We start from the raw sequence: 23236 nt of genomic DNA, 5'->3' as shown, positions 1-23236 counted from the left end.
TTTTTCTTATAATGCTATGGAAAGCGAGGTGGGAAAATGGCGCAAAAGAGCCATATGAACGTAAATGATGTATATCCAATACTTGATATGATCAATAGAAAAGTTAATCAAGGAAAGGGAACAAGACACCATTTTACTAGGCCGCTATTCAATAATGATAACGACAATGGTGTAACAACATTGAATTCTTCTCAATGGCAAGTAGAGTCATTTGAAGTCATAAGGGAAACAGAAAATTTAATAGCTAATCATGTAATTAAAGAGATCCGAATTATTTATCGAAATGGTGCATTAGATAAAATTTCTTTAGTCCGTGGGCTCAATCCATCTGTATCTGATGAAATTCAAGATTATGAGTACATCAACAATATTATGATTACAGAAGTTTCTATAAAAACAGAGTGGTTTGGTAAATCCCAAGAAGTTGTTGCAAAGATTATAAGGGAAAATGATTACGGTAATTTTAAAAAGGTTAAACTCATGTATTTTGACTCGGAATGGGGCTGGAGTGAGGACGAAATCGAAGAAGATTCTATGCCGTCTAAATATGAAAATCCATCTGATTTTTATAACGGTAAATATAGTAATTATGAAGAAGTGATAGTAGAGGATTATGTAGACTATGCAGAAATAGGATATGCATCTAATGAAGAAATTGAAATCTCTCCAGATGGTTGGTCTGATGGATATAATCCATCGTCTCCTGTAGATGTTAATGTGGAACTCGGACCAAAGATAACAGATGAAATTTAGAGAGGAGGTCCTACATGAGTTTTGGAGCAAATGTAGTAGTTGGAGGGGAAATAGATAGAGTAGGTAGATTGGGTGGTGGACGTTTAGATTATCCATTTATGCCTACCAAAACAGTTCCTTATATAAAGGGGAAAATTTTAGAGGTACTAGGTACTTTAGGGCACTTTGATATTCAATTTATTCCTGATTTTGATATTGAGCTGGTCTCCGTAGCTGTAGGAGCATCTAGATATCATTCCTTTGATAATTGGAGTTTGTTTATTGGAGATGATCATAAAAATAACTACGTATTTGATGAAATTTATACGAAGGATTTACCAGAAGGTGCTTATTTAATGGCTGTGAAAACAGTAAAAGCAGGTACCCCAATTACATTCCGCTTTGATAATAAAGGTGGGCAATCGAAATATGTTTGGATAAACTTTCAATGTTTAAGGGATAATCCCAACAAATAAGAGAGGTGGATATAAATGCCTTGGGTAGAGGAAACATTAAGACACGATAATTTTTTAGATGATATGTTTGATAAAGTATTTAGAAGATTTAAAGATAAATCAGGTAATTACTGGTGGCAGAATTTTAACAATCAAGTTCCAAAAGTAGATCTATATAAAATTACTTTTGAAAAAGGGTTATTTGTAAAAGGAGAAAAGGGATATCTACCCCCTTTTGAATCTCGAGAAGGTATGTTATGCATCACTCGGCATATGATTATGCGTAGGTGGGATAATGAGTATTTAGCATTCGCACAGTCAACAGGGGCTGTGAAAATTAACACTAAAGATATTCCTAGAGAAAAAGAAGGTTTCTTAGAATGGATTTCTAATTTTTATAGAAAATCTGTAGACTATACAACTGTTTATTCATACACACTAGACACGTATGCTGGATATACGCATTATGTATCACCTAGTGGTGAACTTGCTCCAGTTACTATCATGAGTGAAAATCATGGTTTGGATATATTTAGGGATAGCATGGATATAGAGTACTACGGTGAAGATGAATACTATGAAAGTATGAAACAATCACCAATTATTACCATGCAATTAAAAGGAGATACAGGTGATCTAGTTGCCTCCATAGGGAAGTTGAATTATCGAACTAATACGAATTGGTGGGGGGACTCTTTAATTCAGCTAAAAGGTGTATTTGATGAGACAAGTGCATTTTTTACATTAAAAGTAGATTCAGCTCCTAGCTGGGAAAATAATATGGTGACTTTAATTCCCTTTTTCTTTGGAAATCTAGTATCTAAAAATACATCTTCGAAAAATGAAACACCAATCGCTATGCTTGGAGGTAGGCAAGTAGGAGAATTTTTTGATTTCGATAGTATAGAGACTAAAACTGAAATTTTACAACCTATCACAAGAAATTATGTAAACCATCCGTCAAACGGAGTAGATTCCGTTATGATCAAAAAAACAAAATATGGAGCACGTTATCAAGAACATTTTTTACGTTGGAACGTGCCACCTAATCTAATGCCACCTACTCGTGAAGAATTAAGACTTGTCAAAAATGCACAAGGAACCGAGAAAGAGGAAGAATATGCTCGTAAGTACCCAAGGGCATGGAATTATTTAAGATATGGTTACTATCAATACGATTTTCATGCATCTAGGTATAGTAATAAGATTCATACATCTCGCGCAACAGTCATGCATCCTGAAGATGGTGTATTAGGGTATATTCCTAATATCGTACTTCTGCCCGTTATTAATGTTTCTGAAGGTGAGAAATTAGTGTTCCCTTATTGGTGTGAAGAATGTAATGAATCTCAATATCAACCTGAGGTACCTAAAGAATCTACTAAATTAGAGTGGGGAATTGCTAAGAGTACAAGCAAACTGAATAATCTTCATGTAAATTTAGGAGATTCAACCAATAATTCTAATTCCAATTCTGATATAGGTAATAAATTTTCTTATTATTGCGATGGGTCAGTAAAGGCACCAGCAGTAGATGATACTTATTGGAATCCCTCTGTTATTACGCAAGATTATTTGGCTAACAGCACAGATGGTATTGGAAAGGAATTAAGCAAATCGTTCTGGGAGGGGCGAAATGATTGGTTAGATTATTTACAGGAGCCTCAAAGTCAGTATCATTTGGATAACTCTAAAATAAAAATTGAAGATTTTCATAAATTTTTATGGAAAACCTTAAAAGATATTAAAGATGAAGGTTATAGTTTACAAGATAAATGGCTAGATTTTAACGAGTGGGGAAAGGCAAATTTACCTTGTTTAAATGAATTGCAAAAAGCCTCAGTATTTATGTCGGCTAAACTCAATAAACCTGTCTTATTTTTCCCAGGTTCAGAGGGGTTTTTAAAGGGCGATATTTTAGATAAAATGCTTCCTTTAATTAAGAAAGTACCAAGTGTTATATATGATTGGATTGACTTTAATAATGTATTTATTGAAAACGAAGATGATACAGGTCTTGTTGGAGCTTGGGTAATGGATAGTTTTGCTACAGCCATGCATAGTAATGGGAAAAAGGAAAATATTTTATCTTCTTTTCGTTCTCTAGTTAACTTTGAACCTCAGGTGCTGCTTTATAATATTTCAGCTGCCAAGGCACATCGCCCATATGACTATATAAAACCTAACATAGGTTTTGGCAGTCATGTTGTTGATGGAGAATATAAAGCATATTATTTACAGGATATGACTGATGATAATTATATACCTTATGTTGCCGCAGAAGTAGCTGTACATGAGATGGGTCATGCATTATCTAATTATGGATATGACATATTAGGTGAAAAACTACATGAAATGCAAGAATGGTTAAATATTAGTGGGTGGATCGAGAATATTGATGGTTCATTTAATGAACTAACGAAAAGCTCGCCGGGTACAGCGTTAGATAATGGAAAACTTGCTCCGGTATCAGATTATGGATGTTTTAGCCCGGCCGAAGATTTTGCTGAGGCCTTTATGATGTATATCATTAATAGACAATTTTTAGCTAGAAATTTTAAAGATAAACACGATTTTATAGTTAATAAATTAAAAGAAATGGGTATTGATCCAAAACTGTAGGAGGTAAAATATAATGATTCTTAAGATAAAAAGAGGAGAAGATTTTGCCTTTATTGATAATGAAGGTGATATTCAACATCAAGTCAGAGTAAGCGGTAATAATGAATCTCTTGTAAAATCTTTGGATAATATTTTGAATGTTCAAACTGGAATAAGGTTTAGAGGAGAAATTAAGGGGATTCCACATAAATTAATTACAAAGAGCGGAAAAAATCCTCCAACAATCAATAAATCTAATAAATTATATCTTATGGAATATTTTAAAAGAGACTTAGAATTACAAGGCTTTACCGTGGAAATTATAAAAGCGTAGAGGTGATTTTGATATGGCATTAACTCCCGTTCCTAATTTATCAGTACCGCAAAATAAAGGGTTTAAAGGAACTGATTCACTACCAATTATACATTCAATTAGATGGAGGCATTTACCATCGAGGTACATTTTTAAAGACGTAGATGACGTAATTACATATCATTCTCATGGGCCACTTACCATAGATATTAACAAGCATGGTGTATCTTACCTTGATGTTTATTTCCTAAAAGATACTGATATCGTTGAAGTAACAGCATATATCAGATTTTTAAGAGAAAAAGATCAGCTTTTAATAGAGGAACCCTATAAAATTGGAGAAGCTGGGGCAGTAATTGCTTTAGAGGATGATGAAGTAAACCATGAATTAAGGAAAGTTAAAGGAATTGCTTTTACGCAAAAAGACCTAGGTGATGGTACACCTATGTACGACTTTATGAATATGTCTAAAGAAGGCATTTATGAAGTCTGGATAAAAGTAATTACAGGGTTAGGAAAAGAAATGCATTTAAGGGTTCCTTTTCAATGGGACAACTTGGTGCCTAGCATTCCTCCAGAAAAAGATGGTCATGATTCTGATGATGCGGGCAAGGATAACAAAAAATCAGAATATAATGATGAATATTACGTGACGATTGTAGAGGGGGACTCAGCTTTTACTAAAAGGCCTTCTACCCATTTTAGAATGGCAGGTATAGGTATGTTAAAAGATGCGGGTTGTTTTAAAAGAATAGAGACTCCTGTATTAGAACCAATTTCAAGGCCTTCAAAAATACAGATTATTAATGATATCCCAATTAGTAGCTGTGGTTTAAATTTAATTACATCACAATTTAATAAGGTAGTAGGAGAGGTTGTTACATTCTCGCTTGTACACACAAATAAATCTGGTATTCTACGCATTGATACGAACTATGATAAGAATGGTTTAAAGAGTCTTGGGAATGGAACATTTAAAGTTATTAATAAGGGCGTATATAAAGTTACATTTATTGTAACGTATAACGATGGACAAGAATGTATAACTGAGGGGACTATTATTGGCGAATTTATTTGTGAATTAAACATTACTGGTCCTTCTTTAAAATCACATGTAGGAGATTCAATTGTTCTTCATTTAGATCATGGACAAAATAGTTCAGCTTCTAATATAGGTGTACTTGTTCAAACCCCTCCTAAAGTCATGCAGACAGGAAATTACACTTTTACTAGTAGTTCACCAGGAGTATATTCAATTAAATTTATCGTTGATTATGGTTTTGGAGTTTGCGAAAAAATAGTGAATATTGAATTTATCTCAAAAAATATTCCCCCTGAAAAACCAGAAGACGGAGGTGGAAAACCAGAAGGCGAAGGCGGAAAACCAGAAGGCGAAGGCGGAAAACCAGAAGGCGAAGGCGGAAAACCAGAAGGCGAAGGTGGAAAACCAGAAGGTGAAGGTGGAAAACCAGAAGGCGAAGGCGGAAAACCAGAAGGTGAAGGTGGAAAGCCAGAAGGCGAAGGTGAGAAACCAGGTGAAAATGTACTAAAATGCGGACAAACGGCACAGGGTGGCATGGGATATGGGGAATATATTCATGCTGTAAGTGAAGAGGGCATCTGCTATGTTGAATATGATTTCTTCTCTGCACCAGATAGGATGCGAGTATTTGTTAATAATGAATTAATTTATGATACTTCACGTAAAATGGAAAAAGAAGGAAGTCCGTTTGGTTTTTATTATAAACCTGATGATGGGGAATTAAGAGTAGTAATGAATGATGGTCAAGATAAAGGAAGCAGGTGGAGTTATACCCTTTATTGTGGAAGTAGTGTACCTTCGGATGTAAAACTAAAAGCTGAAATTATTAATTAGACATGAGTGTTGTTAACAGAATAAAAAGACTACTTATAATGAATTTAAGTAATTAGTTGCAACTTATTACCTACTCATAACGATAACTAAGTTGCAGAATAAGGGCGGGTAAAATCTCGTCCTTAATTAATAGAAAGAGAGGTGTAGAAATGCCGTATATTGATAGCACACCTGCACTTTCCCCTTATAAGGTTCGTGAAGGTAACTTACAACACGGTTTTATGGATTTACTGATTAAACACGGCTGGACCAAAGTAGTAGAGTTTAAAAAAGCTGTAACAGGGTCTTATTATGTTACAGATCATCCTTTAGAAGGAAGGCATGATGAAAAATTTACAGTTGCCAATCATATTATTCTACGTAATGCACGAGGTGATTTGTTTGGTTTTGCTGTAGTTGCAGATTGGAAGGAGTTTACTGCTCATGATAAAGGGATTCCATATTACAATGCTTTTAAATCAACAGCTACTGAAAAAGAGGCCCTTATTAACTATATGGCCAAAGAATTTGAAAAAAGAAAAGTAAATACATCTCTTTATTTTTATATGTTGGAAAAATTACCAGATGTAAAAGAGGGAGATAAATTATTTACCCCATGGGGAACGGGCTCTAGTGCAGATGAAAAACGACTTCAAATGGCTTTAGATATTGAAGTTACACAAATTGATTTTAAATCTACAAGTGCTGGTTCAGAATTTGTAAAACAAGCGAATCCTGTTGTGATGCAGTCGCCTATTGTAGAGTCATCTCTACGTTCACCATTACTTGAAAATATTGATTACCCTTATATGCATACAAATTGGTGGGTTGATTCGGAAATTAATATTAAAGGACATATTGACAGTAATAGTCTTTTCTTAATTATCCAAACGGATAATACACCAATGTGGGAAAATAATGTCGTACCTATTGTACCGATTTACTTTGGCGATATTGAAGCAATAGATGAAGGTGATCCTGCTATCGCATTATTCGCAGGAACTGTTCCAAAAGGTACTGATACAAATGGCGTTGCTGCTTATAACTTTGATGATATTAAGATTAAAGGTGGGCGTCAAATTATGCCTGTCCTGAAAAAATATCCTTCTAATCCATCTAATGGTGTTGACTCTGTAATGGTGAGTCGTACTAAATTAGGTTCTCGTTATCAAAGTTATTACTTGTCTTGGAATGCACCTGCACAAGATATGCCTCCTAAGCGTGTATCTGAAGTAGGTAATAAACAATACCCACGAGCATGGGAACGAATTAATAATTATCAATTCAATCCTTCACGTTATTCGGATAAAGTACAAACTTCATTTATTTATCTGATTCATCCAGAAGAAGGAGTAAGAGGATATTTAAAGAACTCTGTAGGATTTAATTCCATTAATATGGGATCTAGTGAATTAAGAATTCGTCAAGAGAGTTGTCCAGAAAAGGTTTTTGATGTATATCAGTGTGTCCCAGTTAGTGCAATTTCACCACTAACGAAGCGACCATCCACACAATTTCGACCAATGGGATTAGGGTTGTACAAAGAAGCACTAAATACTTCTAAGAAACCAGCAGCGAATAAGACTCTAGTTAATGTTTCTAACCTAAAAGCTACAAATCCACAAGAAGGAACTGTATTACTTACTTGGACAAATCCGAATGATATGGAGCTCTCAACGGTTAACATCTTCGTAAATGGTATGAAGTATGCAACAGGTGTCACTGAAGTAGAATCATATACTATTAAAAATGTGACAAAAGGAAATGGTGTAAAAATTAAACTAGTTTCTGTAGACATGAAAGGTAATGAATCTGCAGGTATTGAAGTATCTGTGAACGTAATGTAGTAATGCAACTTACATGTTATGAAAGAAAGGTACCTACCTATAATATACATGACATAGAAGAATTGCTATTTATAAAACTAATTAACCTATTATTAAAATAAAATGATGAAGTGGGTGATGAGATGCCATATATTGATTCAACTCCTCAGGATTATCCCTCTAAGTTTGAAGAAGATAACTTGCAGGACGTATTTGCACAAATGTTAATTGATAACGGTTGGACGTTAGTGAGGAACTTTTATAAAGCTGCGGTAGATACTAGGGCGTACAATCGCCGAACGGATCAAGTCAATTATGCAATTGCAAGACATACCATTTTTAGAAATGCAGATGGGAAATTGCTAGGTTTTGCGACAATTAGCCAATTCCCTCTTAAGTACAAGTATGAAAAAAAACAGCCTATTCGTAGACCTCACGATGATACCGATCCTAATGATCCTAACTTTAAAATGAAGCCTACTTGGGATGAATGGATTAAACAAAAGTATGTAGATAATACAACAAGAACAAACTTGTATTTCTATATGTTAGAGAAGTTACCAAACTCTAATCTTGTTAAAGAAGATGGTATTGTTTCTATCGTTACTATGCCAGGTATGGGTGGTACATCCTTTGAGCAAGACAGAGATAGGGATAGAGATGACTGGTCTAAGTGGTGGTATGAGTATTTTGAAGGAAACTACCATGTAGAAGATAGAGACTACGATCCAGAAGACTTAATTTATGAAGAAAAATTATTATCAGCTTCTCCTTTCCATGTAATACGTTCAGCACTAGATATTGAAGTGTTAGAAACACGTTGGGATACTGATATGCAAGAAGCGGTAATTGAAAAAGCTGATCCTCGTGTAATGCAGTCACCAATTGTTAAGACTACATTGCGCGCTGAATTTTTAGAGCATATAAACGATCCTTTATGGCATACGAACTGGTGGACAGATTCAGAAGTTCGTGTCAAAGGTCATATTGATAGCACAACATTTTTCCTAGTTCTTCAAGCTGATACAGCCCCTGTTTGGGAGAAGAATTTGGTTCCGACTATACCGCTATATTTCGGTAAAGTAAATTCTTTAGATGGAGATAAAGATGAAGGCTATGCATTATTTTCAGGAACTATTCCACCTGTAAAGCGTGTGGATTCAACTAGAAAAGAAACTACATTTTCTTGGCGGAAAATTATGCCTGGCGATACAATCCTTTATGTAAATGATGCAACAAAATTACCTGAGGCACCAGCGTTGTTAACGATTAATGGTACAGAGGTAGTTAAACTTATTGAGAAAAAAGGTAAATATTTAACTGTTGAACGTGCGCAACTAGGAACATTCATGCGTGCACCTTATTGGGACACAGGTGCGACAATTGCTCGTCTATCGACTAATAACGCTAGCAAACGAGTGAAGAATGAAGATGTAGTATCTTTATTTGATTTTGATGATCCTGGCGCAACTGTTGGCGAAACGATTTATCCTTTACTTAAATTATATCCACATCATTCTTCAAATGGTGTAGATTCTGTAATGGTTTCCCGTTCTAGATTTGGTGCACGTTATCAGGCTCACTATCTCTCATGGAATGCACCTTCGAACCAGCTACCACCAAATAGAGTAGATGAAATTGGTAAGAAATATCCGAGAGCATATAATCCTGTTGAAAAAACTAACAATTATAAATATCAATTTAATACTTCCCGATACTCAGATAAAGTACACTCCTCTCGAATTTATGTAGTTCATCCTGAAGAGGGTGTGAGGGGATATTTAGATAAAGCAATCGGGTTTAACTCACAAGGAATGAGTGCAACGAATTTACGCGTTGCAAAACAAAATTGTCCGGAAAAGGTTTATGAAATGTATAAACCACATAGTATAGGTGCGGTATCTCCTCTAACGAAGCTACCTGTTACACCTTTCCGTCCTGTAGGTTTGGGGATTTATTCTGAGGACATTAATCCAAATGAAGTTCCTCATGACAATAAGAATGATAAAACTCCTCCAGGAGAAGTGAAGATTACTAAAGTATTAAGTCCAAAGTCACAGACTATTGATGTAGAATTTGACCTTCCTACAGATAAGGATTTAAAGCATGTCAATATCTACTTAGATGGTAAAATCTATGCTACTGGAATTACTGGAACAACTTATTACAGATTAATGGGATTAAACACAGGATTTAAACCTGAGATCAAAATTACTACGGTGGATTCAGCCGGTAACGAATCTGTAGGTATTACTGCAACACCTATAGAGGTTTCTTAATAAATATAGAAGGGGTGACCAATATGTCATTAATTAATACAGATGGATTTTTCGATGTAGATTTGTCCGTGCAACTTCTACCTTTAGATTTAGAGAAGTTGTTTAATGCGGGAGGATGGAGTACTTTAGGGAAATACCGTGCGGTATCGCCTTTAACAGATGCAAATGGAAAGAAGGATCCATACCGAAAAACTTTTGCTGAAACTTTTCTATTTGAATCGAAAGGTAGCGATAAACAACATCGCTACTTTGGATTCACCACAGGTTATGGTGGGAATGTGAGAAAGCTTGGAGAGGAACCTGTAATTTCAAAAGATACATTTTTAGGTGAAATGAAGGATGTAACTCCTAGTGGGGCCAAAAAAACAAAGACAGTATTTGAATTTATGGTTAAACCAGTTATTCCTTCTAGTGTAATTTTATATCGTGAAGATGGTTCAATGATTGACCAAGCTACAACAAAGTATTTAATAGATGGAGAGAAAGGGACTGTAACATTCAATGATAGTCAAGTAGGTAAGGTTCTTTCTACATACTCGCTTACAGATAATGCTCCGGATCTAGTAAAACGCTTATGGTTCTTTACGTTTGAAGGATTTATCCCTACTCGATTTATTTTACGTTCTGAACGCCCTGACTTGGCTGAGTTAGAAGACAAAAAAGGTGGAGTATTTAGCTTTAAAATGAAGAAAGGGAACCAACGTATCCGCGAGAATTCATATAAGTTCTATGATAAATTAACTGGAACAGTACCCCTTGATTCCGCTGATTATACTGTGGACCATGAGGCCGGTACAGTAACGTTTTCAGGAGGAACTGAGCCGTTAGCATTATTCGCTGACTATGAATTAGAATATGTAAAAGATGCAAACGGTAGTTATGGAGATATTGAAGTAAATAAGTTTAATCCGCAAGTTCCAACAGAACTTATGGGGGCCGCTTATGATGCAGTTCGCTTTGTGTATCCTTCATTACCAACAGCCGTATCGTTTATTCCGCAAAATGATATCGGTTTAGGATGGGGACGAGATTCTCAAGTTTATTATTGGGGAAATATTACAAAGGACCGTATCGTTTCTTACTTCCGTTTAGATCCTGCGCCGGATCCTGAAAGTACGTTCTTTGCACCATTATATATTGGACGTCTATCGACAATTGGTAAGACTCCTCGAATGAATAATGTAATTATTGGTGGAGCTCGTTCTGATGATGAGATTCAATATAAGACGGGTATGAAATTAGGACGTAGTGTAGTTGACTATGGTGTAAATACATCTAACGGTAATAGTTCTGTACTTGTACAGCGAACTGTTGGCGGGGCAATGTATCAAAAACATTACTTAGCATTTATCACTCATGATGCTGACGTAGATCCAAGCCATGAGTCTCGTTTTAATCCGTCTGTATATTCTAATAAATATCACATTTCGCCAATGTATATTGTTCATCCTTCTGATGGTTATGTGGGTAGACTAGATGAAGTTTATGCGATTCATCCAAAAAATATCTCACAATTAGATGAATTAGAAGTAAAAGAACGATCTGAAAACGAGCAAGTAGGTACAGGAGATGGAGCAATCAAAGAGTTTCATTTATTCCATAGACCTACAATCGATGATGAATTTGAAGTTCGCTTAGTAAGTTCAGCTGGATGTAATACGTTAACTAAAGCGAATTATGTTGAATATAAAGCAGATACACCTCCAACTGCTGGGAAATTTACAGTAGATGGTTCTACCAAACGATTAATTTTGGGTGATGCTCCAAAAGATCGCGTAGAAGTGATTGTTTCTTATAATTACGCCCAAACATATCGTTACACTTTAGCAGATACACCTAGAACACCTTTCCGTTTAGCGAACATGACTCCATATGCTCCTATTGGACTTGGTTTCTTAAAAGAAAATTTATAATAACCGCAACTAAGTCATGACTTGTACCGAATACTACGGTGCAAGTCTTACTTTGTCGAAAGGTGGGTGGTGGAAAATGAGTAACAGTAAGCATTATTTACTCAGTTTCACTACCCTTTTTTATAATAAAAAGGGATATGTATTCAGGTTCAATCGTCATCAAAATGTACCTAATCTAGATGTTGTCCCATTGGCTTTTGATCCTTGGAATAGGTATAGTGCGTTAGCTTTAGATGATATGAAAATGGGTACAAAAGTGAAACGAGCGGCTGGTGCGATGCACTCTGTATTAGCTGATTACAAAACTATATTTGAAGGCTCCAATTTAAATTTAGAAAAAGGTAGTCTTATTTATATAGCGGAGGTAGGAGAAGCATTAACTAGAGGGGATAAAAGTGCACGACAAGGGGATTTAATAGAAATAACAGAGAATAAGGATTTTTACGCTTATTTTGGAGAGGTTATTAGTCAAATAAACACAAATCTAGTTAAGAAACTAAACAAATATGACTTGAAATCTAGTAAAAATTCGATGAATGATACAGAAACTCCATTTGAATTTAAGAGAAGTAATAAGAGGGTTTATAGTGAAAGGAATTCTTATGATTTTGGCTTTTTGAAAGAGTTAATTGGAGAAAATATTAATTTAGAACTACTCGAGTTATTACCGAGTTTTGGTCATAATCAAGTAAAAGAGTTAGCAGATGTATTATTTAAAAGTGGGAAAATTAATACGGGAGAAAGATTACTAACCTTACAATATGGCGAGAAAGTTGTAGAAATAGCAAAAGCTAATTTTTTAAAAGTGGTTTGGGATGCTCTCTATAGCCAATTGGATAAGGGTAACAAATTAAGTGAATTTGGGAAAGAGCCCAATAAGATTGAGAACTTTAAAGTTATTTTTACAAGTTATCATGATGAAGGAATATTAAAAGGAAAAGATACACCAATTCAAGGCGTTCTGAATTTAGGAGATATAGGTGAATCCTATAAAGGAATTTTAGGTTTTCTACAAAAGCGTGAAATGAGTAATGGAAATAAGCTGTTATCAAGTAAGATTGCAAATACGGAAACAGGATCTTTAATTGCATTAGAAGGAAACGTTTCTCAGGATAGTAGAGGGAATTATCATTTATATGGATTAGTCCCATTTGATGTATATGAGGCGTATATTGAACCTAAAATTTACGAGGGTGTGTCTCATATAGCTGCATTAAGTGAAGCGAGTGAAGTCTATAGATTAATGAATCAGAAAGCTTCATTAGATGAAACACAAAACGTACATGATGTAATTATTCAGGGTTTAGGTGCAGGTAAGAATATTTCAGACGTAAGAGTAGATTCAATGACAGTACCAAGGGCAAATGTGAATTATACTTTGAATGATTTTAGTCAGTATATTGGTAGTACCTCTTTCAAGTCTGTAAAACAGCTAATTCATAGAATGGAAGATAGTAAATCTTATCAGTATACGAAGAATAGTGAGAAATTTATCATTGCAGATAAGTATAAAAATGTTCAAAATAATTTATCAGGATTCGAATTAGGTCAGGTTTACCATTCTGGTTCTGAGTCACTGGATATGGAAAAAACACAAAGCAAATCATTTAAGTATGGATTTGAAGATTCAGTATTAAATAGTAACTTTAGTAGTCATTATCAAGCGAATGTTACTACTTTATTGGATAGCACAGAATTTATTCGTGAAGCAGAAAAGTTAAATCTACTTAGTGGAGATAGAAATTACCAAGTTGGTGAAAAGGTTGTTATAAATTCCGGTGAAACATTCCAGATTCAAAATGGCCATTTGAATAATTTAGAGAATGGCGCTAATCGTTATGCTTTTAAAGGGGAATTAATAGTTATAGAACAGGCCTTTAGCAATGAGGATATGATAGATGTTGAACTTAACGAGTTAAATACAATGCAAACTCACTCTTTATTAAAGGACGCTAAAATAGATGGTTTTTCTTCAAGTGTGTTGGAACAATGTGAAGATGTAGTGGTTACACATGTAGTAAAAAAGAGTGAAAAGAAAAAAACAAATGAAACAAAAATTGAACAAAATATTTCTGTTGAAAATAGTGTAGCTGATTATGAGGTAACTATAGAAAATGAAATTAAGTATCACCTAGATAAAGAATTTGACACATTTATTTCAACAACTACCTTAAGTGATCAAAGAGAAATCGTAGTTGATATTTTGAATGACTATGGAGATTTTGGGGAGATAGAGAAGAATTTAGAACTTTATGTAGAAGAACAAAGTGTAGTAAATAAACCCGAAAAGAACATGGAAATTCAGCAAGACACACTAATCAATTCAAAACTTGAAAAGATATTTGAATCTTATATTCAAGATAGTAATGTAGTAGATCAATTGAAACAAGAAGAAGAAATAAATTTAGTGAATTTTTTAGATGCTAAAAGTGAAAAGGTATTGAATACTGATGTATCAACCAACATGATAGCAGATGATATACAGAGAGAAGAAAAAGCTCATGTTGATAATCTAATTGGATTGGAATTAGAAAATATAGTTGAAACCTATATTCAAAATAACGATTCAGCAGCGCTTGCAGAACGAGAAGAAGAGCTGAATGAAATATATCTAATTGATGCTGTTCTAGATAATACAAGAGACTTGTATTTATTAGATAGTAGTAGAGCGGATCAAACTGATCATAAAGAACAGGTATATATTGAGAAGTTAGTTAGTTCGAAACATGAAAAGATATTAGAAACGTATGTGCAAAGCGGTAATATGGCAGAACAAAATGAAAATAGAAAAGAAACGCTAGAGACGTATGTACAAAATAGTAATAAAGCAAAACGAATGAACGAAGAAGAACTACATGTCGAGAAGCTATTAAGCACTAATCTTGAAAAAACGTTAGAAACGTATGCGCAAACTGGTGAGATAGCAGAACAAATTGAATACGAAGAAGAAACAGCTGTAGAGAAACTGTTAGGCATGAATCTGGAAGAAACGCTAGAAATGCATGTGCAAAGTATGGATAGATTGGATCAATTACAACGTGAAGAAGAACTACATGTCGATAAACCACTAAGTATGAATTTGGAGAAAACACTAGAAACGTATGCGCAAAGTGGTGAAATAGCAGAACAAATCGAACGCGAAGAAGAAACAACAGTAGAGAAATTGTTAGGCATGAATCTGGAAGAAACGTTAGAAATACATGTGCAAAGTATGGATAGATTAGACCAATTACAACGTGAAGAAGAACTGCATGTCGATAAACCGCTAAGCATGAATCTTGAAAAAACACTAGAAACGTATGTGCAAAATGGTGAGATAGCAGACCAAATTGAACGCGAAGAAGAATTACACGTCAATAAATTACTAGATATGAATCTGGAAGATACGCTAGAAGTGTATATGCAAAGTGACGATAGAGCATTTCAAAATCTTCGTGAAGAGGAAAATTACCTCATTAATCTAAGTACAGCAAAATCTGATGGGATAATTGATAGTGTTGTCTATAAGGAAAATACAATGTCAAATATGGCTGAAAAAGACAATGGTATTCTATTGGATTATGTATCAGAAGGTATAGTAGGAGAGACTTATGAAACGTTAATAGAAGAGGTAGAACCATTAATTATTCATAAAGAATATGAAACAATGATACAAGATGTAGAAAACGCATTAAGTGGAAGTGAAGTCCACGTTGCAGTAGAAAGAAAACATTTAGCTCATCTGTTTAATATATTTGATATTGAAATGAACAATCAAGTACTAACCAATGTAGGGAAAGAAAAGGATGCTACCATTGAAGATACAGTTTCAGGTAATCAAACAAATGAAATTGGAGTTGTAGTTACTGATGGGGCTCTTATGAGTTTGGGAGATACTTATGAGTCAATTATTGATCCTACTATTAAAGGTGAAATGGGTGCAACTATAGACACTGTAGTTATAGATGCGAATTTAGCAGATCACCATGCATCAAATGAAGTGGATATTGCAACAATTGAATTCGTAAATAGTGGTAATAATAGAGAAACAACATTAGAAGAAATAGAGTTTGCAGGTTCAGAAAGTAATTTCGAAACTACTATAAATCACTATGATTTTGCGAGTAATAGTCAAGAAACAGATTCAATTATAAACAATAATGAAATGGCAATTTTGGGAATTCATGTAGATACAGAGGTAGAAGAAAGTACCTTAGCAGAATGTAATGTATTCTTAGATGTTATCGAAGAACAATTTGATAAAACAATATTACGTAAAAATAGAAAAATGACAATAGAAGATGAAATGCAAACAGAACAGGTAAATAAGAAGAAAATAAGGATTTTCCAAGAAGAAGAGGGAAGTTCAAGTAATGAAACTATAATGATACTTGATGAAGAAGAACAGATAAACATTAATTCTGCTTCAAATATCACAATAGATAGTGAAACTACAACGAAAAAATTAATATTAAATACAATGTCTATAGAAGATGATGAATTGTTAAATATTAATAAAGGGAATTATGGATTTATCGATGAAATTGATGAGGGAATGCATTCGAATTCAAATATAATTTCGATAGAAAATGAAGTGGATTTAAATATTGAAAGACAGCATGAAATGAATGTAATTGATGAAGATGATACAGGTATAGGATTACCTGAACCAGATAAGCCATGGGATGAAAAAGAAAAGGATAAAGTATGGCTCATTATGGGTAAACCATTCCCTGCATGGAATGGTTGGAATATCAAGAAGACGCGATAGGAGGAAGTTACTATTGAGCATTCATAGGGTTCAGACTGGACTTATTTTTGACGATAATTTTGAAACACTTGATTCACGTTGGATCGTATCCCCTACTGATTCTTATACGTACAGTGATTCTGATAAACAATTAGTACTTAAACACAACTCTACTGATAGAAGTACAAATGCTCTTTTTTCTCTTCCTCAAAATGAAGATGAATTGTTACTACAAGTGCATTCGAACTATACACCAAAATATTTGGGAGATGAAGGTGGTCTTGTTATTTGGAAGAACGCTCTTGAGAAAGTTGAGTTTTTGGAAAGTGAAGATAGCATTCATGAGAATACCTATAATATTTGGAGAACAGTAAAAAAACAAAATCTGTGGACCTTTTTTGCAGAGCGAGGAAATGCGTGGGAGCTATTTGACTCAACAATTTGTATCGATCCAGCTATGGCTGGAGTTGTATTAAAAGGTACGCCAAGGGATGGGTATACACCCCTTATTGTAGAAAGGGTTATCCTGTGTAAGGGTACTAATATTAGTGTTGGTAATTTAAATAGCTTTTATAAAGTTGAGCTTATTGATTATGAAAGAAATGTTGTAACTACTCAAATAGTTCCAGATGGATATTCAGGTATAGAGATTGAATTACCTACCATTCCTTTTAAGGGGAAAATTAGAGTTTACGATAAGAGTGAGACTGGTGAGTATGTTTTAATAGATGAACAAAAAGAATACGCTGAAATGTACGGCGGAGATTTGTTTTTAAGAGGTACAAACTTAAAAGTCAAATGGAAAGGCCAAGAGTTAAGTGAAACAAAAGCTACACATTAAGGTGCACTGAAAAGTGACATAATTGAACAAAAATTGACTGTCTTAAACGATACTTCGGGAAATGTAGCGGAGAATATTGAAATTCAGATTGCTGTTTATAAAAAAGAGTTTGGCTGGGAATGGTGTGATCTTGCCACAGACAACAACGGTACTCCTAATCAATATGAAGATACAACAATACGAATAGGAACGTTACATGAAGGAGAATCAAAGGATTTTTGGGTGAGAATTGCTAGGGTCGATACAACCGATCCTGAAAAAATAAAACAACAGATGAGACCTTCACACTTCTTCTTGGAAATAAGAAACGAATAAGGGGTGGCTAAATGGGAACAAGAATGAAGCTCTATAGATATAGTCCTATCACAAAAGATTGGGATGAAATATTACACGTTGTTGATCAGGATTTCGTGAAAACATATGGTACCTCAAATCCTATTTTACCAGTTGGTCATACTTATGAACCTAATAAAGGGTTATTAAAAGTGTATTATAATGGCCGGCGTTTACTAAGCGGAGTTGATTATATTGAGCTGGATGATTATCACATCCATTTAGGTGTAGGTTCAAAAAATGAAGAGCGTTCTATACAGCTACAAATTGGTGATGAGGTGTACATAGAAGTCTATAAAAACCAATATTGTAGTAGGGGGCAAGCTACTATTAGTGGAACGCAATTTTATGACTTACAAAAGGAAGTATATGATGCTCGGCAATTCAGAGAGAGTGATAAGCCTCATATTTCATTAGATGCACGTTTAGATGAAATACAACGCCAGTTAGAATTGGTGTACGGTGGAAATTCTAGTGTAGATATAGATTATGAATATAACGAAAGAGGTCAAATTATTCGTGAAATTATCACGGGAGATCATACTATTATTCGAGAGTTTACGTATTATGAGAACGAGGCACCTATGGTAAAGGGTGAATTGAAAACAGAGACTGTATATTATACAGATGGTCTTGGAAGTCTATCTCAACAGGTTACAAGGGAATTTTCATATGATCCTGCAACTAGAAGAATATTAAAGACAACAGTACGAGGGGATAGCTAAGTCTATCCCTTTGTTAATTTCCAATGGAAAGTTCTTATAATGACAGTGCATACCTCGATTTATAAGGAGGATAAATTTATGGATTTTATTGCTTACAATAGAGCACATCTCAATAACAGGCGTATACGGAAGCTTGACGATAAAGTGATGGTATTTGTTGTGCCATCTATTGTACAAGTAGGTATTGTTCGTACAGAATTACGTTTCCCTTATGAGGGAGAGTTAATTGATGCGTATGTAACGTGCGGCACAATGGGAGAATCAAAAACGTGTATTGACATTGAAAGATGCAGTCAAAGTTCATATGATACAACACCTATTTGGCATAGCATTCTTGCTGATGAACTTGTTATTGATGGAAAGAGCAAATCTAATCGTACGTCCTCTACACCATATTCTTTTAAACCGTCACAACTAGCTGTTAATCGTGATGATCACTTTAGAATCAATATCAAAGAGGTAGGTAAGGGCGTAAAAGATATTACTGTAGAGTTGGTAGTTGAATTAGCTCTCGAAGAATAATAAATAATTCATCACAACTTTATAAAGAGATGTAGCGATAATTAAAGTGTAAATAAAAATTAGGAGGTCATTTATATGCCAGCACCACAAGTGAATTGGAGAAAACAAGACAACTCAGGAGCTGTACCGTCTTGGAATATTGGGACCATTGATGCAGGAACACCTTCCTCTGATTTTGGAGTATTAATTTGGAATAACTTTACGGGAACAACAGATTTATCTACTATGACAAACTGTACTATTACGACAAAAGATAGTGCAGGGGGTAATACGGGTGAGTTAGTAACAAATAAATGGGTTGAGGTGACTGTTGCATCGGCAGCTGAAACTGGTCGTACACCTATTGGAGGTAATTCTACTCATCCAATCCAAGCAGGAGGAAATTCAACGAATACTGATGGTACGTTTTCTCCAAATGCAAATGAAATTTTAGGTGTTAAAAATGATGGTAATAAAACTAGTGCAAAAGGTAACTATGCAGAAGTTATCCTTCGTGCCAATGTTCCAGGTAACGCGACAGCAGGAAACGTAGCATTCTTAACACGTGTTGCATATCAGTACGTATAAAAAATAGTTACTTCAATGCAATGAGGTAGGGGGAAGCAAATTGATTTTACAAAATGATAAATATACACATTCTCCTGTGGCACAGGATTTTATCTGGGTGGCTGAGTATCCTGACGGTACTCATCTCCCAGAATTTGATTTTAATACAAAAGAAGAGAATAGCTTTTATAAGATTGATAGAAATAAGCTTTTCAGATTCGGGTTAATTGGTCATGGTAATAAAATTTATTTTGAACGTGATGGTATTTTCAGTATAGCAGGTCATCGCATTCAGTTCTTTTATGAGTTTGATGGAAAAACTATACCTTTAAATGGTGATTTTAAGTATGACATTAACGATATTATCACATTTAAAGATGCAGAAGCATCAGGACTTGTAGCTGGTTTTCAGGGAAACGGAATGTTATCGAATCGTATCACTCATTACAGCTTAGGTTATAAAACGAATATTAATGTAGAAGGTATTAACTTTCATTTTAAGCCCATTGTAAAACTTCCACTTAATCAACCTGCCATGATTAATTTACGAATGGTAGCTGATCAGAAATTAGATGGAAAAGTGATTATAGTAAATAATGGACGAGTAGCTTTTGAAACTAAAGCGCCTCTTGAACCTAATATAGGTGGTGAATTGAATTGGATCATTCAGTAAAGTTAACAAGAGATCAACTTCTAAATATCCTTTATGGTACGTCTTATAACATGGATGGGAGTGTAGTAAAAGATTCTGAAACGATACGAAACTACACAATAGAAGTTATAGATAAGAAAGTTCACTTAAAAACATTTAATATACCTGTTCAAATCTTAGTAGAAAACGAATGGTGTGATATTGAAAATGTAGTAAGTGATGAAGATTTAAGTCTAATATATTCAACGTTTCAAGAAGTTCATCTGGACAGTGAAATAATTTTAGATACAGATGATCCTACAGGTATTTCTGTACGAAGTCGTGAACGTGTTCGCGATTTATCTAATTTAATTTCTGAAGCAGGTATTGATTTGCCACGGGAATTTACTTGGGTAGACGGGGCATCTGAAACAAGTGGTGTGATTATTTTACCTCAGGATGATTATGATAAAGTATTTATTGCTACTGATCCGGACAAAGATGGAAATCCTTTAATTGTCTTTATTGAACAAAAGACAGAAAAGAATCAAGCAAGACCATACTTTGTAAAAGAAAAAGGTAAGACATATATATATGTTGACCATTTTTCTGGTGGGGGAGGTACCCAGTCTAGTCCTTATTTAGTTGAAGATGAAAAAGATTTATCTAATGTCCGAAGTAATTCAGGTGCTTACTACACACAAACAAAGGATATTATTATGACCAGTTATCAAACTGGTTCCGGTTTTGCTCCAATTACTAGCTTTAAAGGTTACTATGATGGTGCGGGATATGATATTAAAGATTTATATATTAATCGTACCCAATCTAATGTGGGTTTGTTTGGTGAACAAACCGGGGGAACTATTAAGCGTGTTCGATTAGTTAATGTAAATATTGTGGCCAATGGATCAATGGTAGGTGCTTTAGTAGGAAAGTCTGATGGAGATGTTGAAGATTGTGCCGTAATTTCGGGAACAGTTAAAAATGAGGGGAGCTCTGCTGGTCATACAGGAGGTTTAGTTGGCTACCAAAATGCAGGGAGTATCTTTAGAAGCTACAGTCATGCTGATGTGATGTCTTCAGGTAATAACTGTGGTGGTTTTGTAGGAACTGTTAATGGTGGATCTGTATCTCAATGTTTCTCAACAGGTTCTGTTACTGATTTAACAGTTGCTAAAAATGCTTCAAGTCATGGTGGTTTTGTAGGTTCAGGAAGCAGCATATATACTTGCTACTACAATCTTACAAAACAAGGTGGAGTAGCTAAAGGTGGGGGCACTGCACTTAATGAAGCAGACATGAAAAAGGCTTCTTCATACTCGTTTGATTATCAGAATTATTGGCATATTGGCGATTATAAAGTAAATAAAGGATATCCTGAGAATAGAAAATTTATTAAGTTTAAAAAAGGTAAAGGAATTTCAAAGGATCCGTTCCTCATTTATAATCAATTTGACTTAGAACAAGTCCGTCACTTTGCTGATAAACATTTCCGCATGGAAAACGATATTGTATTAAACTATCCTAAGTCGGGTTATGGTTGGTTACCAATTGGAATGGGAATGAGTAATAATAATAATGGCTGGTGGGCTAATATTTTTCAAGGAACTTTTGATGGGAATAATAAGGCTATAGGTAACCTGTACATGTATAGACGTTCAACTTCTAATGTTGGATTATTCAGTGAATTAGCTAATTCTGCCATTGTAAAAAACCTTTTTATTATTGATGTAGACATGGAAATTGGTGATAATTCAGGTATTGTGGTAGGTAAAATGGGTGATTATTCTAAATTAATTGATGTAAGTGTAAAGGTATTCAATTCGTTTACTTATAAAGTTTTTGCTAATACGGGTAACGGAAAAGGCTCAGGGGGGCTGGTAGGTATTATAGGTAACAATGCGACCATTGAAAACTGCCTTTTTGATGCACCTATGCAGCAACATAGTGGCTATTTTGGGGGGATTGTTGGTACTACTGGGGATAATAAGGCTCTAATATCAAAATGTACTATATCAGGTATTTTTGATCAAATCAGTGGTTTGATTGGAGGAGTTATTGGAAATATCTCCTATATAAATAGTGCTTATAAAACTAGTCAAGACATTAAAATACAGGATTGTGTAATTCATGCAGATATGAGGAAAGCTTCCAATTCTGCGGGAGTAGTTGGAGGAGTCCATGTAAGAAAAGCTGCTTACTATAATTCCTCAGGTGGGGATGGGGTATGGGGAGTAACCATTTCCAGGGTAGTCATCACGGGGTATGCATCATACTCATGTTTAAGGAACTGGACAATTGATTCCAATTATGGAGGAGAGTCAGTTAGCCCATCACATTTTATCACAGGTTGGACAATTGACAATAGTTTTTATAATAGTAATCGAACTAGCGCAGGCAGTTTTAATTCACTTGTCGGTAAGTATACACCAGAAATCCGACATCCTTCCACATACAGTGCCTATGATTTCGTGAATATTTGGGCATTCGATGAAAAAAATCGAGATGGAGATCCCGTATTAATAAAACACATCCCACCAAAACTTCCGATTTTAGGTTTTAGAAATGAAATAGGCCTGTACTATACTGATGAAGCAGGTAATATTTTACGATATTTAGAATATGGAACTTTGGTAGCGGGTAGTACCTCTGAGGCTTATCCAGTATGGTTGCAGAATAATGCTGATTTTCCTGTTAAAGATATGAAGGTTTGGGTCGATCCACCTACAGTTAAACCGGGGATTACAGTCCAATTAAGTTTATCAAACAATCCTTTTGTACCTGTAGACGAAATACCTTTCCCTGGAACTATACCTATTGGAGATGCTAGGCAGTTTTATATTAGGTTCCTATCTGAAGTTACAGTAACAGAGGGTGGTACATTTGATATGAAGGCAAAAGCAAGTCCTGCTTAATGAGCTTTTCATCTCAA

16 protein-coding genes are annotated in these 23236 nt (G+C 34.7%); all 16 read left to right on the top strand.

Features of this window, described 5'->3' with window-relative positions; all coding sequences use genetic code 11:
- The first annotated feature begins 36 nt into the window (after nucleotides 1-36).
- On the top strand, nucleotides 37-753 hold the full coding sequence (locus ACS2CR_RS10305; RefSeq protein WP_153602485.1) for a hypothetical protein: 717 nt from the start codon (nucleotides 37-39) through the stop codon (nucleotides 751-753).
- Between the two features lie 14 nt (nucleotides 754-767).
- On the top strand, nucleotides 768-1208 hold the full coding sequence (locus ACS2CR_RS10300; protein ID WP_000007798.1) for a hypothetical protein: 441 nt from the start codon (nucleotides 768-770) through the stop codon (nucleotides 1206-1208).
- A gap of 15 nt (nucleotides 1209-1223) precedes the next feature.
- Nucleotides 1224-3809: a hypothetical protein gene (locus ACS2CR_RS10295; protein ID WP_053514183.1), complete on the top strand. Its 2586-nt coding sequence runs from the start codon at nucleotides 1224-1226 to the stop codon at nucleotides 3807-3809.
- A 13-nt stretch (nucleotides 3810-3822) separates the two neighbouring features.
- Nucleotides 3823-4122 (top strand): hypothetical protein, encoded by a 300-nt coding sequence (locus tag ACS2CR_RS10290; RefSeq protein ID WP_000601027.1) that lies wholly within the window; start codon nucleotides 3823-3825, stop codon nucleotides 4120-4122.
- 13 nt (nucleotides 4123-4135) lie between these two features.
- Nucleotides 4136-5977 carry a hypothetical protein gene (locus tag ACS2CR_RS10285; RefSeq protein ID WP_053514181.1) on the top strand — a complete coding sequence of 614 codons (1842 nt, stop codon included), beginning with the start codon at nucleotides 4136-4138 and terminating at the stop codon, nucleotides 5975-5977.
- A 149-nt stretch (nucleotides 5978-6126) separates the two neighbouring features.
- A complete protein-coding gene (locus ACS2CR_RS10280) occupies nucleotides 6127-7803 on the top strand; it encodes a hypothetical protein (protein WP_001146340.1) in 1677 nt (558 codons plus the stop codon).
- Between the two features lie 122 nt (nucleotides 7804-7925).
- Entirely contained in the window at nucleotides 7926-10061 is a 2136-nt protein-coding gene (locus tag ACS2CR_RS10275) for a hypothetical protein (protein WP_001146341.1), read from the top strand.
- 23 nt (nucleotides 10062-10084) lie between these two features.
- Nucleotides 10085-11974: a hypothetical protein gene (locus ACS2CR_RS10270; protein WP_053514180.1), complete on the top strand. Its 1890-nt coding sequence runs from the start codon at nucleotides 10085-10087 to the stop codon at nucleotides 11972-11974.
- Nucleotides 11975-12050: 76 nt separating this feature from the next.
- Nucleotides 12051-16724: a hypothetical protein gene (locus ACS2CR_RS10265; RefSeq protein ID WP_053514179.1), complete on the top strand. Its 4674-nt coding sequence runs from the start codon at nucleotides 12051-12053 to the stop codon at nucleotides 16722-16724.
- Nucleotides 16725-16737: 13 nt separating this feature from the next.
- On the top strand, nucleotides 16738-17544 hold the full coding sequence (locus tag ACS2CR_RS10260) for a hypothetical protein (RefSeq protein ID WP_309567989.1): 807 nt from the start codon (nucleotides 16738-16740) through the stop codon (nucleotides 17542-17544).
- 33 nt (nucleotides 17545-17577) lie between these two features.
- Nucleotides 17578-17859: a hypothetical protein gene (locus ACS2CR_RS10255; RefSeq protein WP_003281434.1), complete on the top strand. Its 282-nt coding sequence runs from the start codon at nucleotides 17578-17580 to the stop codon at nucleotides 17857-17859.
- Nucleotides 17860-17870: 11 nt separating this feature from the next.
- Nucleotides 17871-18602, top strand: a complete 732-nt coding sequence (locus tag ACS2CR_RS10250) for a hypothetical protein (protein WP_153602486.1) — start codon at nucleotides 17871-17873, stop codon at nucleotides 18600-18602.
- Nucleotides 18603-18680: 78 nt separating this feature from the next.
- Nucleotides 18681-19124, top strand: a complete 444-nt coding sequence (locus ACS2CR_RS10245; protein ID WP_006916875.1) for a hypothetical protein — start codon at nucleotides 18681-18683, stop codon at nucleotides 19122-19124.
- Between the two features lie 75 nt (nucleotides 19125-19199).
- A complete protein-coding gene (locus ACS2CR_RS10240) occupies nucleotides 19200-19691 on the top strand; it encodes a hypothetical protein (RefSeq protein WP_001111329.1) in 492 nt (163 codons plus the stop codon).
- A 40-nt stretch (nucleotides 19692-19731) separates the two neighbouring features.
- Nucleotides 19732-20343 (top strand): hypothetical protein, encoded by a 612-nt coding sequence (locus ACS2CR_RS10235; protein ID WP_000602965.1) that lies wholly within the window; start codon nucleotides 19732-19734, stop codon nucleotides 20341-20343.
- The gene (locus ACS2CR_RS10230) at nucleotides 20328-23219 is read left to right on the top strand and encodes a halomucin (RefSeq protein WP_153602487.1); all 2892 of its coding nucleotides are present in this window, start codon (nucleotides 20328-20330) and stop codon (nucleotides 23217-23219) included. Before ACS2CR_RS10235 ends, ACS2CR_RS10230 begins: the two co-directional genes overlap by 16 nt.
- The last annotated feature ends 17 nt before the right edge of the window (nucleotides 23220-23236 follow it).

It is taken from the genome of Bacillus cereus group sp. BceL291, from assembly GCF_051776705.1.
In the GTDB taxonomy this organism is placed as follows: domain Bacteria; phylum Bacillota; class Bacilli; order Bacillales; family Bacillaceae_G; genus Bacillus_A; species Bacillus_A cereus.
Note: the sequence above shows the minus strand (reverse complement) of the source record. Positions and strands in the feature narration are given on the sequence as shown.